We start from the raw sequence: 11,986 nt of genomic DNA, 5'->3' as shown, positions 1-11,986 counted from the left end.
TCAGGCGTGCAGCGCCGCGTTGAGCTGGATGCCCGTGCCGGACCGGGGCAGGGCCTCCACGGCGCCGGTCCGCGAGTTGCGGCGGAACAGCACGTTCGGCGCGCCGGACAGCTCGACGGCCTTCACCGTCCGGGGCGTGCCGTCCGGATTCGGAGCGGCGCCGACGAGCGTGACCTTCGTGCCCGCCGTGACGTACAGGCCGGCCTCGACGACGGAGTCGTCCCCGAGCGAGATCCCGAGCCCCGCGTTCGCACCGAGGAGCGCCCGGTCGCCGATGCGGACGCGCTGGGTACCACCGCCGGACAGCGTCCCCATGATGGAGGCGCCCCCACCGATGTCGCTGCCGTGCCCCACCACGACGCCCTGCGAGATGCGGCCCTCGACCATGGCGTCGCCGAGGGTGCCCGCGTTGAAGTTGACGAAGCCCTCGTGCATGACGGTCGTACCCGGGGCCAGGTGCGCGCCGAGCCGGACGCGTGCGGCGTCCGCGATGCGGACGCGGTCGGGCATGACGTAGTCGAGGAGCCGGGGGAACTTGTCGATCGCGTGGGTGACGATCCCGGCCCGCTGCAGTGCCGGTCGGAGTCGCGGGAAGTCGTCGGCGGCGACCGGACCCGCGTTCGTCCAGACCACGGTCGGCAGGTGCGCGAACACGCCGTCGAGCGCGATCGTGTTCGGCCGCACGAGCAGGTGGCTGAGCAGGTGGAGCCGGAGGTACGCATCCGGGGTCGAGGCGGGCGCGGCCTCGAGGGTGATCTCGACGGTCGTCACCGTGAGCCGGACGCCGCGGCGCGGGTCGTCGCCGGCGGCCTCGGCGAGGTCGGCGGGAACGGCACCGTCCGTGCCCTCGGGCCGTCGGCCGAGCCGCGGTGCCGGGAACCACGTGTCGAGGACCGTGCCGTCCGCGGCGATCGTCGCGAGACCGTGCCCCCACGCGTGTGTCGGCACCCGGTCGTCGCCGACGGCGTCCGGGTCACGCTGCTGGGCGTCGGTGCTGCTGCTCGATTCGGTCACGGGCACCAGGGTAGCGGCGCCCCTCCGTCCGTCCGCGGACCGTCCGGACGGGAGGCCCGGCCCCCCTCAGCCGCTCGTCCCGTGTGTCCGGGCGGGCGGTCGCGGGCCTCCCGGTCGGGTGCCGGGGCGGCCCCGCTAGGCTGCCCCCATGCCCGTCGCCACGCTGGACCTGACCGCTTCGTCCATCGACATCACGCGCGCGATCTGCGACGTCGAGTCCGTGTCGGGGAACGAGGGCGGACTGGCGGACGCCATCGAGGCCGTGCTCACGCCGCTCCACCACCTCGAGGTCGTGCGCGACGGCGACGCGATCGTGGCGCGGACGCGGCTCGGCCGTGACCGCCGGGTCGTCATCGCCGGTCACATCGACACCGTGCCGCTCAACGCCAACCTGCCGACCCAGACCCGCACCGAAGCGGACGCCGAGGTCCTGTGGGGCCGCGGCACCGTCGACATGAAGGGCGGGTGTGCCGTCCAGCTCAAGCTCGCGCACGACCTCGTCGACCCCACCGTGGACGTCACGTGGGTCTGGTACGACCACGAGGAAGTGAGCGACGCCCTGAACGGCCTCGGGCGCCTCGCTCGCACGCGGCCCGAGCTGCTCGCCGGGGACTTCGCGATCCTCGGCGAACCGTCGAACGCCCAGATCGAGGGCGGATGCAACGGCAACCTCCGCGCCGAGGTCCGTGCCTACGGCCAGCGGTCGCACAGTGCCCGCTCCTGGATCGGCGACAACGCGATCCACAAGATCGCCGGGGCGCTCGACCGTCTCGCCGCGTACGAACCCCGCACGGTCGAGGTCGACGGTCTCGAGTACCGCGAGGGCCTCAACGCCGTCGGGATCACCGGCGGCATCGCGGGCAACGTGATCCCCGACGAGGTCATGCTCCACGTCAACTACCGCTTCGCACCCTCCCGCTCCGCGGACGAGGCCGTGGCGCACGTCACCGAACTGTTCGACGGGTACGACGTCACCATCGTCGACCTCGCGGCCGGTGCGCGCCCCGGGCTCGACGCGCCGCTCGCGCAGGAGTTCGTCGCCGCGGTCGGGGGCGCCGCCCCGAAGCCGAAGTACGGGTGGACGGACGTCGCCCGCTTCTCGGCGCTCGGCGTGCCCGCCGTCAACTACGGCCCCGGCGACCCGGCGCTCGCCCACCACGACGAGGAGCGCGTGCCGGTCGCGCAGATCACCGCGGTCGAGGAGGGCCTCCGGCGGTGGCTGACGGCCTGACGACCGCGAGGCCGGAGCGGGAGCGCCCGCGACGGCCGGTCCGGGTCCGGCTGCTCGTGCAGTACCGGATGGTGCCGTGGTGGTTCCGCGTCACCATCGTGTACGTCCTCGCGCGGATCGTGACCTTCGGGCTGCTGGCCGCGTTCGCGCGCGTCCAGACCCAGAACTCGTTCACGCTGGCGTCGCCGCGCTACCTCGACTTCGCGACGATCTGGGACGGCCGTTGGTACGCCCTCATCGCCCAGACGGGGTACCCCGCGACACTGCCGATCGGGACCGACGGCGCCGTGACGGAGAACGCCTGGGCCTTCATGCCCGCCTACCCGTTCCTCGTCCGCGGCCTCATGGAGGCGACCGGGGCGGGGTACGCGGTCGTCGCGGTGACGGTCTCGGTGCTGTTCGGATGGGCGGCGGCACTGCTCTTCCGGCGTCTCGTCGGCCGGTTCCTGCCCGAGGGCACGGCGACCTTCGCGACGGTGCTGTTCTGCGTGGCCCCCGTGTCCACGATGTTCCAGGTGGCCTACGCGGAGTCGATGGGGGTGTTCCTCCTGACGCTCGCGTTGTGGCTGCTCGTCACGCGCCGGTTCTGGTGGATGCTGCCCGTCGTGGTCGTCCTCGGGTTCACCCGGCCGACCGGCCTGGCGATCGCCCTCATGATGGTCGGCTACCTCGTGCTGCGGTTCGTGCGCCGCAGTGCCGCGGACCCCCTGTCGCTGCGCGCCGCGATCCCGCCGGCGGTCGTGGCCGTGGTCGCGGGGCTCGTCGGGCTGGCGTGGCCGACGATCGCGTGGGCGGTCACCGGGGTGCCGAAGGCGTACACGGACACCGAGCTCGCTTGGCGGCAGTCCTACATCGGCCGACACGAACTCGTCCCGTTCGCGCCGTGGATCCAGGGGTTCGACTGGTGGTTCCACGAGCCCGCGGGCGGCGTCCTGCTCGTGCTCGTGCTCGCGGGGTTCGCCGGGTTCCTCCTCATGCCGGCCGCCCGGGCGATCGGGCCGGAGCTGCGGATCTGGTCGGCGTCGTACTTCGTGTACCTGCTCGCGGTGTTCTTCCCGCAGTCGAGCACCTGGCGCATCCTCATGCCGCTCTTCCCGATGCTCGCGATCGTCGCCCGCCCGCGATGGGTGACGTACCGCGTCGCCGTGGTGGCCGTCTCGATCGCGCTGCAGGTGGCATGGATGTACTCCTGCTGGTGGATCAACGGGTACGACTGGACGCCGCCGTGATCCGGCTCCCGGGGCGGTTCGGGGTACGTCGAGCTGGATGGTTTCGCAGATCGGCCCTCCGTGCCGGATAATGGAGGGGCATGTACTGCACGAAAGGGGACATCTGATGGCAGCCATGAAGCCGAGGACCGGTGACGGGCCGATGGAGGCTGTTAAGGAGGGTCGACTCATCATCGTGCGGGTTCCGCTCGAGGGTGGAGGCCGTCTGGTCGTCTCGGTCAACGATGCCGAGGCGAAGGAACTCCACGACGCACTCGCCGAGGTCGTCTCGGTGTAGTCGTCACGACGCACCACACGAACCGCTCGGGTCCTCGGACCCGGGCGGTTCGTCGTCTCCGCCGCCGGAGCGGCCGTCGCCCGGCCGCCCGGATCGCCGTCGCCGGGCCGCTCGGATCGCCGTCGCCGCGCCTCCCCCGACGGCGGTCAGCGGGCCTCCCGGATCGGGCAGGATGAGCGCATGCCCGCCTCGCGCCTGCCCGTCCGTCGGATCGAGGAGCGCGGGGGTGACCCCATGCCCCGCGGCGTGTGGCCCGCGACCCTCGCACCGGTCGCGCAGGTCCTCGAGTCCGGGCTCGACCTCGATCGGTGCACGGTCCTCGTCGGCGACAACGGCGCGGGCAAGTCGACGATCGTCGAGGGGCTCGCCATCGCCTTCGGACTGAACGCCGAGGGCGGGTCGACCGGGGCGGTGCACCGCACGCGTGCGTCCGAGTCGACACTCGGCGACCACCTGCGGCTCGTCCGGGACCCCGGCGCCGAGCGCAACGGCACGTTCCTGCGCGCGGAGACCATGTACGGGTTCTTCACCTACCTGGAGCAGCACCCGGGCGGACGGCCCGAACCGGTGTTCCACGAGCGGAGCCACGGCGAGGCGTTCCTCGACTTCGTCGCCGACCGGTCCACCTGGCCGGGCCTCTGGCTGCTCGACGAGCCCGAGTCGGCGCTGTCGTTCCAGGGGTGTCTCGAGCTCATGCGGCTCATGCAGGACGTCCTGACGGACCCGCGGGCGCAGATCGTGCTGTCGACGCACTCGCCGATCCTGGCGTCGTTCCCCGGTGCGAAGGTGCACGAGGTGGGCGAGTGGGGCATCCGGCCGTCCGCCTGGGAGGACCTCGAGCTGGTCAGGAACTGGCGCGCCTACCTGGACGCGCCGGAGCGGTACCTGCGGCACCTGCTCTGATCAGCTGGTGACCTTCGTCATCTGGAGCAGACCGTCACCGGCGGGCGAGAGCGCGCTCCGGACCGCCCCCGACGTCGAGACCTCGGTGAGCAGCGTGCGGAAGTCCGTGGCCGCCCGGTCGCGCTTGGTGGGATCGGCGACCCGGCCGCGCCAGAGGGCGTGGGGGACGAGGACGGTTCCGCCGATCCGCGCGAGCCGCAGCCCGTGCTCGACGTACTCGATGACGTTCTCCGGGTCCGCGTCGACGACGACGACGTCGTACGAGGCCTCGTTCATGCGGGGGAGCACCTGGGCGGCGCGACCGGGGATGAGGCGCACGCGGCTCGGCACGGCACCGGCGTGCAGGAACGCGTCGCGCGCGTACTGCTGGTGGTCCACCTCGACGTCGATGGTCGTGAGCGTGGCGTCAGGGGCACCTGCGAGCAGGTACAGCCCCGAGACGCCGAGCCCCGTCCCGATCTCGATGATGCCCGTGGCGCGGGACGCCGCCGCGATGACGCTCATCTGGGCGCCGACGGCGGGGGACACCGCTTCGACGCCGAGCTCGAGGGAGTGTTCCCGCGCACGGGCCACGACCTCGGGCTCCGCGACGATGTCCTCCGCGAACTTCCAGTTCGACTCTTTCTCTGACACGCACACTCCTCGGCCATCAACTCTACGGGTGACCTGACCGCCGGAGGCGTTACCCTTCTCCCGTGTCCATCTCGTTCGACAAGATCCTCGTCATCGGGATCATTGCCGTGTTCCTGTTGGGCCCGCAGCGACTCCCGATGTACGCGCAGAAGCTCGCGCAGTTCGTCAAGATGCTCCGCGGCCTGGCCGACACCGCGAAGACCCGCATGCGGGACGAGATGGGGCCGGACTTCGACGACATCGAGTGGCAGAAGCTCGACCCGCGACAGTACGACCCCCGGCGCATCATCCGTGACGCGCTGTTGGCCGACTCCGTGGGCGAGACGCCGCAGCCGATCACCCCGCCGGCGGTCCGGGCGACCGCGCCCGTCGAGACCCTCGAGGCGGGCGAGGCGGCGCCGTACGACGGCGAAGCGACCTGACCCGAGCCTCCCGACGCCGGGACGCACCGCTCGCATCCGGTCGAACCGCGTGATCCCGGTGTTCGACCGGAACCCAGCGGTGCGACCGCGCCGACGCCCCGACGAGCGGGTCACCGCACGCCGAGCCCGAGCTTCCGGCCCGCCAGACCGCGGCCCATCGCGACGAGACGGTCCGCGACGGCGGTGAGCGCCACGGCAGCGGGGTCCTCGGGGTGAGCCGCGACGACCGGGACACCGGCGTCCCCGCCCTCGCGCAGCGCCACCGACAGCGGCACGCTCCCGAGCACCGGCACGGGCTCGTCCTGCCCGACGGACAGCCGTCGGGCGGTCTCGGCACCGCCGCCCGACCCGAAGAGCTCGAGGACGCTGCCGTCCGGCTGCACGAGGCCGGCCATGTTCTCGACGACACCGACGACCCGCTGACCGGTCTGGCGCGCCACGACGCCGCTCCGCTCGGCGACGTCCGCCGCCGCCGCCTGCGGTGTGGTGACGACGAGGACCTCGGCGTGGGGCAGCAGCTGCCCGACCGAGATCGCGACGTCACCGGTGCCGGGCGGCAGGTCGAGGAGGAGGACGTCGAGGTCGCCGAACCACACGTCGGTGAGGAACTGGGTGATCGTGCGGTGGAGCATCGGCCCGCGCCAGGCCACGGCCGTCGAGGCGTCGTCGACGAACATCCCGATCGAGACGACCTTCACGTCGTGGGCCACCGGCGGCAGGATCATGCTGTCGACCCGGGTCGGCCGCGGCGCCCGCCCACGCTCGTCGGTGAGCCCGAGGAGGCCCGGCACGCTGAACCCGTGCACGTCCGCGTCGAGGACGCCGACGCGCAACCCACGGCGGGCGAGCGCCACCGCGAGGTTCACGGTGACGGTCGACTTGCCGACGCCGCCCTTGCCGCTCGTCACGGCGACGACGCGGGTGAGGGTCTCGGGGGTGAACTGCACCCCGCGCGGGCGCCCCGCGCGCAGCCGCTCCGTCAGGGCCGACCGCTGGGCCGGGGACATCACGGACAGGTCGACGACGACGTCGGCCACGCCGGGCACGCTCGCGGCGGCCGCGCGGACGTCGCGCTCGATGGTGTCGGCGGCCGGGCACCCCACGATCGTGAGCTGCAGGTCGACCCGCACCGTGCCTCCCGGCTCGGCGTCGACACTCCGGACCATGTCGAGTTCGGTCACCGGCCTGCGGATCTCCGGGTCGAGCACACGACCGAGCGCGGCCACGACGGCACCCGCGAGCGCGACGTCGCCGGTCGTCGCGGGTCGGCCGGGAGGCGCGACCTCAGCCATGCAGACCGCTCGCCGCCGTCTCCTGTCCGGCCTTCGCGGCGGCGTCGGCGGCGTCGGACGCCGCCGCTGCGGCCGCGGCGGCCGCTGCCTCGTCGCGACGATCCAGTTCCTCGAGGAGCGACCGGAGCTCGGAGCGGATGAAGTCCTTCGACGCCATGTCCCGGACGGCCAGGCGCAGCGCGACGACCTCGCGGGCGAGGTACTCCGTGTCCGCGAGGTTCCGCTCGGCGCGCTGCCGGTCCTGCTCGAACTGCACGCGGTCGCGGTCGTCCTGCCGGTTCTGCGCCAGCAGGATGAGGGGTGCCGCGTACGACGCCTGCAGCGAGAGCACGAGCGTCAGCGCGGTGAACCCGATCGCCGCGGAGTCGAACTGCCAGGCCGCGGGGGTGAGCGTGTTCCAGCCCATCCAGACCACGACGAACAGCGTGAGCCCGACGAGGAACCACGGCGTGCCCATGCCGCGTGCGATCGCCTCGGTCAGTCGGCCGAAGGCGTCCCCTCGGCCGCGGCGTCGGCTCGGCAGCACCCGCGTCCGCATGCCCTTCGGCGAGTCGAGGCGGAGCTCGTTGCGGTCGGTGCGGCGACGGTCGTCATCTCGTGCTCGTGCCACCTGTGGTCCTCCTTCCGGCTGTCACCGGGGTCCTGCGCGTGCGTTGCCGTGGTCTGGAGGCCGGGCCGGAGGGCCCGTCCTGACTTCGCCAGTCATCCGGCAGGACGTGGTCGAGGACGTCGTCGATCGTCACCACCCCGACGAGACGGTGGGCGTCGTCGACGACCGGGACGGACACGAGGTTGTAGGTGGCCATGATCCGCGTGACCTCGGCCGCGCTGGCGTCGACGCGGACGGGCTCGAGCTGGGTGTCGACGAGCGTGCCGAGGCGCTCGTTCGGCGGGTAGCGCAGCATGCGCTGGAAGTGGACGAAGCCGAGGAACCGTCCGGTGGGCGGCTCGTACGGCGGCAGGGTGACGCACACCGCGGCGCCGAGCGCGGGAGCGAGCTCGTGTCGGCGGATGAGTGCCAGACCCTCGGCGACGGTCGCGTCGGCCGAGACGATCACCGGCTCCGTCGTCATGAGCCCGCCGGCGGTGTCCGGCGCGTACTCGAGGAGCATGCGGACATCGGAGGCCTCTTCCGGCTCCATGAGCTCGAGCAGGGCCTCGCTCCGCTCGTCCGGCATCTGCGCGAGGACGTCCGCCGCGTCGTCCGGCTGCATCTGGTCGAGTACGTCGGCCGCGCGGGCGTCCTCGAGGCCCGAGAGGATGGCGATCTGCTCCTGGTCCGGCATCTCCTCGAGCACGTCGGCGAGACGGTCGTCGGGGAGTTCGCCCGCGACCTCGAGTCGGCGCTCGGCGGGGAGATCGAGCAGTGTCGAGGCGAGGTCGGCCGGCAGCAGGTCGGAGTAGGCGGCGATGACGTGCTCGGCCGACTGGGACTCGCCGGGGAGCGTGTCCTCCTCGGTGACCTCGTTCCAGGACGCGAACGTCGTCGGGCCCTTGCCGAACGGCGAAGGGGTCGTCTTCGGCTTGCGGAGGAAGAGCTGCGCGACCTCCCAGTCACCCTGGCCGCGGTCCTCGATCGCGACGTCCTCGATCGTGGCGCGGACGCGATCCCGCGTCACGAGCACCCGGCGACCGAGCATCTCGGCGATGACCCGGACCTCGCCCCCGCGCTGCTCGAAGCGACGCATGTTGACGAGCCCGGTCGTGATGACCTGTCCGGCGCCGATCGAGGTGATCCGGCCGATCGAGACGAAGATGCGGCGCTTGCCGGGGACCTCGACGATGAGCCCGACCACCCGGGGCGGATCCGCCCGGCGGTAGACGACGAGGACGTCACGGACGCGGCCCACACGATCGCCCGCGGGGTCGAAGACGGAGCACCCGGCCAGGCGGGCGACGAAGACCTTCGTGGCGCTCACCCGTCCAGCGTAGTCGCTCGCACCTGGTTCACGTCGGGCGCCAAGGGTGCTGGTGGAAGATGCCCTGTGTGAGTACTCAGAGCCCGTTCGGTCGTCCCGGCGCCGCGTTCCCCACCCCACCGCGCGGCGACGTCCTGGGCACGTACCAGACGTACCCCGAGGCCCAGCGCGTCGTGGCCCAGCTCGCCGCGGCGGACTTCCCCGTCCGACAGGTGTCGATCGTCGGCAACGACCTCAAGACCGTCGAGCGGGTCACGGGCAAGCTGACCTACGGACGCGCGGCGCTCGCCGGTGCACTCAGCGGGTTGTGGCTCGGGTTCTTCTTCGGGATCGTGCTGACGCTGTTCTCCGGAGCGCCGGGCGGGTCGTTCTGGGCCGCCGCGCTCATCGGCGCCGCGTTCGGCATGCTCTACGGGGTCGTGAGCTTCTCGGTGACGCGGCGGCAGCGTGACTTCACGAGCGTGCACCAGGTCCTCGCCATGAACTACCAGATCATCGTCGACCCCCAGCTCACGATGCGGGCCCGGCAGCTGCTCGGTCAGCAGCAGGGCGGTTGGGCGGCGGGGCCCCAGCAGTTCGGCGGGCCGCAGTACCCCGGCCGACCGCCCCAGGGTGGGCACGGCCAGGCTCCGTACGGGCAGCAGCAGCCGCCGTACGGGCAGCAGCAGCCGCCGTACGGGCAGCAGCAGCCGCCGTACGGGCAGCAGCAGCCGCCGTACGGGCAGCAGCAGCCGTCCGGACAGCAGCAGCCGTCCGGACAGCAGCAGCCGCCGTACGGGCAGCAGGGGCAACCGGGCGCCGTCCGGGCCGAGCGGCCGTCCGGACAGGAGGCCCGCCCCGGCCAGCCGGGCCCGCAGGCACCGGCGGACGAGCCGCCGCGCTACGGGGAACGGGTCAGCCCGACGCCGACGCCGACGCCCGCGCGGCCGGCATCCGACGACTCGGGCGACCACGAGGGCGCCGAGGACCGCCGTCACCAGGGCGGCCGGCGGGACGACCAGGCCGACTGAGCACGTGGACGGCGCGGGGCCAGCCGCACGCGGGTCAGTCGGTCACGCCTCGGGGGCCGTCAGCACCTTGGCGTAGCAGACCGACAACGGAGCGCCGACGTACGGGCCGAAGTTCGCGATGCGGGTGAAGCCCTCGCGCTCGTAGAAGTGGATCGCCCGACGCTGCTCCGTCCCGGTCTCGAGGACGAGCGCCGGAGCCCCCAGGGCCCGTGCGGCGACCTCGAGCTGGGCGAGGAGCGCCGCGGCGACCCCCGTGCCGCGCGCCTCGGACCGCACGTACATGCGCTTGATCTCGACGACGCCGTCCTCGACCACCCGCAGTCCGCCGCAGCCGAGCGGCGCGCCGTGGGTGTCGCGGGCGACGAAGAACACCGCGATGGACTCGGCCGTGGGCTTCTCGCCGGGTTCGGTGTCGCGCCCGTACGTGCCGTCGATCTCGATGCGCTGGGCGGCGCGCAGGCGAACGGCGTCAGGGGCGTCGAAGTGCTCCGGGGCGATCGTGAACGGGGGCGTCTCGGGGGTGCTCACGGGCAGCAGGGTACCGGTCGACCTCTGGGCTCAGCGGCTCGCGACCCAGGCCTCGACGTCCGAGGCGGTGCGGGGGATGCCGACGGACAGGTTCTCCGCGCCGTCCTCGGTGACCAGGATGTCGTCCTCGATGCGGACGCCGATGCCGCGGAACTCCTCGGGGACGGTCAGGTCGTCCTCCTGGAAGTACAGGCCCGGCTCGATCGTGAACACCATGCCGGCCTCGACCGTGCCGTCGAGGTAGAGCTCGCGACGGGCCTTCGCGCAGTCGTGCACGTCGAGCCCCAGGTGGTGGCTCGTGCCGTGCACCATGTAGCGGCGGTGGTACTGGGCCTCCGGGCGCAGGGACTCCTCGGCGCTCACCGGGAGGAAACCCCACTCGGCGGTCCGCTCGGCGATGACGCGCATGGCGGTCGCGTGGACGTCGCGGAAGGTGATGCCCGGGCGCACGATGGCGAACGCGGCGTCCGCGGCTTCGAGCACCGCGTCGTAGACCAGGCGCTGCACCTCCGTGAAGCGTCCGGAGACCGGCAACGTCCGCGTGATGTCGGCTGTGTAGAGGCTCTCGACCTCGACCCCGGCGTCGATGAGGATGAGGTCGCCCGGCGCGACGGCGCCGTCGTTCCGGGTCCAGTGCAGGATGCAGGCGTGGGAGCCCGCCGCGGCGATGGTGTCGTACCCGACGGTGTTGCCGTCCGCCCGGGCGCGACGGTTGAACGTGCCCTCGACGATGCGCTCGCCGCGGGGGTGTGCCAGGACCGTGTCGAAGTCCGCGATGACGTCGTCGAACCCGTGCTTGGTCGCGGTGACGGCACGACGCAGCTCGTTCACCTCGTACGGGTCCTTGACGAGACGCATCTCGCTGAGGTCGCGGGCGAGCACGTCGTCCGTCGCGGGCGTGTCGCTCGTGGTGTCGATCCCGCCCACCGCGACCCCGAGCCGGCCGTCGAGCGCCTCGGTGAACGCGGGGTCGGCGTCACGGACGAGGAGCGCGTGGGTGTCGAGCCGGTCCGCCACGTCGGCGAATGCGCCGAGATCGCGCGTCGCGATGCCGAGGTCCGCCGCGACCGCCTCGAGTGACGGGCGCGGTCCGACCCAGAACTCGCCGATCTCGGGGTTCGCGTAGAACTCCTCGGAGTCCCGGCCCGCACTCGCACGGAAGTACAGGGTCGCGTCGTGGCCGTCTGCCCTCGGCGTCAGGACGAGGACCGACCCGACGACCGCGTCCGTGCCCCAGCCCGTCAGGTGGGCGAACGCGGAGTGCGGTCGGAACGGGTAGTCGCAGTCGTTCGAGCGCACCTTCGCCTGGCCGGCGGGGACCACGAGGGTCCGGCCCGGGTGCAGCGCCGAGAGCCGTGCCCGGCGCTCCGCAGCGAACGATGCCTGCTCGCGTGCGTCGGGCAGTGCGCGGTCGTGTTCCGCCCAGTTGGACGCGATGTGGTCCTTGAAGGTCGAGGACCCGGGGGTCGTCGATCGGTTGCTCGTCGCGCGGGGAGTCGGCTCGGCCATGCTCACATCATCCCACCAT

13 protein-coding genes are annotated in these 11,986 nt (G+C 72.7%); 6 read left to right on the top strand and 7 right to left on the bottom strand.

Features of this window, described 5'->3' with window-relative positions; genetic code table 11:
• Window positions 1-948, bottom strand: coding sequence for a 2,3,4,5-tetrahydropyridine-2,6-dicarboxylate N-succinyltransferase (gene dapD, locus DEI86_RS11025; protein ID WP_258376530.1), 948 nt, complete (start codon window positions 946-948; stop codon window positions 1-3).
• A 214-nt stretch (window positions 949-1,162) separates the two neighbouring features.
• On the opposite strand from dapD, the gene dapE reads away from it, so the two are divergent.
• From dapE to DEI86_RS11005, 4 genes are all read left to right on the top strand, one after another.
• Window positions 1,163-2,245 (top strand): succinyl-diaminopimelate desuccinylase, encoded by a 1,083-nt coding sequence (dapE, locus tag DEI86_RS11020; RefSeq protein WP_111010854.1) that lies wholly within the window; start codon window positions 1,163-1,165, stop codon window positions 2,243-2,245.
• Window positions 2,230-3,474 (top strand): mannosyltransferase family protein, encoded by a 1,245-nt coding sequence (locus DEI86_RS11015; RefSeq protein WP_111049542.1) that lies wholly within the window; start codon window positions 2,230-2,232, stop codon window positions 3,472-3,474. The genes dapE and DEI86_RS11015 overlap by 16 nt, the downstream gene beginning before the upstream one ends.
• Window positions 3,475-3,580: 106 nt before the next feature.
• Window positions 3,581-3,751, top strand: coding sequence for a DUF3117 domain-containing protein (locus tag DEI86_RS11010; RefSeq protein ID WP_111010852.1), 171 nt, complete (start codon window positions 3,581-3,583; stop codon window positions 3,749-3,751).
• Between the two features lie 180 nt (window positions 3,752-3,931).
• On the top strand, window positions 3,932-4,654 hold the full coding sequence (locus DEI86_RS11005; protein ID WP_111010851.1) for an AAA family ATPase: 723 nt from the start codon (window positions 3,932-3,934) through the stop codon (window positions 4,652-4,654).
• Here the strand turns inward: DEI86_RS11005 and DEI86_RS11000 are convergent, their stop codons facing one another.
• On the bottom strand, window positions 4,655-5,287 hold the full coding sequence (locus DEI86_RS11000) for an O-methyltransferase (RefSeq protein ID WP_111010850.1): 633 nt from the start codon (window positions 5,285-5,287) through the stop codon (window positions 4,655-4,657).
• Window positions 5,288-5,349: 62 nt separating this feature from the next.
• Here DEI86_RS11000 and DEI86_RS10995 point away from each other — a divergent pair, with 62 nt between their 5' ends.
• Complete coding sequence (locus DEI86_RS10995) at window positions 5,350-5,709, top strand: Sec-independent protein translocase TatB (RefSeq protein WP_111010849.1); 360 nt, start codon at window positions 5,350-5,352, stop codon at window positions 5,707-5,709.
• A gap of 110 nt (window positions 5,710-5,819) precedes the next feature.
• Here DEI86_RS10995 and DEI86_RS10990 read toward each other — a convergent pair whose 3' ends face one another.
• The 3 genes from DEI86_RS10990 to DEI86_RS10980 are packed head-to-tail and all read right to left on the bottom strand — an operon-like array spanning window position 5,820 to window position 8,920.
• Entirely contained in the window at window positions 5,820-7,001 is a 1,182-nt protein-coding gene (locus DEI86_RS10990; protein WP_111049541.1) for an Mrp/NBP35 family ATP-binding protein, read from the bottom strand.
• Window positions 6,994-7,539 (bottom strand): DUF1003 domain-containing protein, encoded by a 546-nt coding sequence (locus tag DEI86_RS10985; protein WP_111013692.1) that lies wholly within the window; start codon window positions 7,537-7,539, stop codon window positions 6,994-6,996. Before DEI86_RS10985 ends, DEI86_RS10990 begins: the two co-directional genes overlap by 8 nt.
• 52 nt (window positions 7,540-7,591) lie before the next feature.
• Entirely contained in the window at window positions 7,592-8,920 is a 1,329-nt protein-coding gene (locus DEI86_RS10980; protein WP_111010847.1) for a magnesium transporter MgtE N-terminal domain-containing protein, read from the bottom strand.
• A 68-nt stretch (window positions 8,921-8,988) separates the two neighbouring features.
• Between DEI86_RS10980 and DEI86_RS10975 the strand changes: the two genes are divergently transcribed.
• Window positions 8,989-9,930 carry a general stress protein gene (locus DEI86_RS10975; protein ID WP_111049540.1) on the top strand — a complete coding sequence of 314 codons (942 nt, stop codon included), beginning with the start codon at window positions 8,989-8,991 and terminating at the stop codon, window positions 9,928-9,930.
• Between the two features lie 42 nt (window positions 9,931-9,972).
• Here the strand turns inward: DEI86_RS10975 and DEI86_RS10970 are convergent, their stop codons facing one another.
• On the bottom strand, window positions 9,973-10,458 hold the full coding sequence (locus DEI86_RS10970) for a GNAT family N-acetyltransferase (protein ID WP_111049539.1): 486 nt from the start codon (window positions 10,456-10,458) through the stop codon (window positions 9,973-9,975).
• Window positions 10,459-10,488: 30 nt separating this feature from the next.
• Window positions 10,489-11,967, bottom strand: a complete 1,479-nt coding sequence (locus DEI86_RS10965) for an aminopeptidase P family protein (RefSeq protein ID WP_181439762.1) — start codon at window positions 11,965-11,967, stop codon at window positions 10,489-10,491.
• Window positions 11,968-11,986: the final 19 nt, after the last annotated feature.

This window comes from Curtobacterium sp. MCBD17_028, assembly GCF_003234875.1.
GTDB lineage: Bacteria > Actinomycetota > Actinomycetes > Actinomycetales > Microbacteriaceae > Curtobacterium.
The sequence above is the reverse complement of the archived record's forward strand: the minus strand, read 5'-3'. Positions and strand labels throughout refer to the sequence as shown.

Excerpts from the sequence above, each read along its gene's own strand:
- dapE (WP_111010854.1), top strand. The coding sequence starts at position 1,163 with ATGCCCGTCGCCACGCTGGACCTGACCGCTTCGTCCATCGACATCACG.
- DEI86_RS11010 (WP_111010852.1), top strand. The coding sequence starts at position 3,581 with ATGGCAGCCATGAAGCCGAGGACCGGTGACGGGCCGATGGAGGCTGTT.
- DEI86_RS11005 (WP_111010851.1), top strand. The coding sequence starts at position 3,932 with ATGCCCGCCTCGCGCCTGCCCGTCCGTCGGATCGAGGAGCGCGGGGGT.
- DEI86_RS10990 (WP_111049541.1), bottom strand. The coding sequence starts at position 7,001 with ATGGCTGAGGTCGCGCCTCCCGGCCGACCCGCGACGACCGGCGACGTC.
- DEI86_RS10985 (WP_111013692.1), bottom strand. The coding sequence starts at position 7,539 with ATGCGGACGCGGGTGCTGCCGAGCCGACGCCGCGGCCGAGGGGACGCC.
- DEI86_RS10965 (WP_181439762.1), bottom strand. The coding sequence starts at position 11,967 with ATGGCCGAGCCGACTCCCCGCGCGACGAGCAACCGATCGACGACCCCC.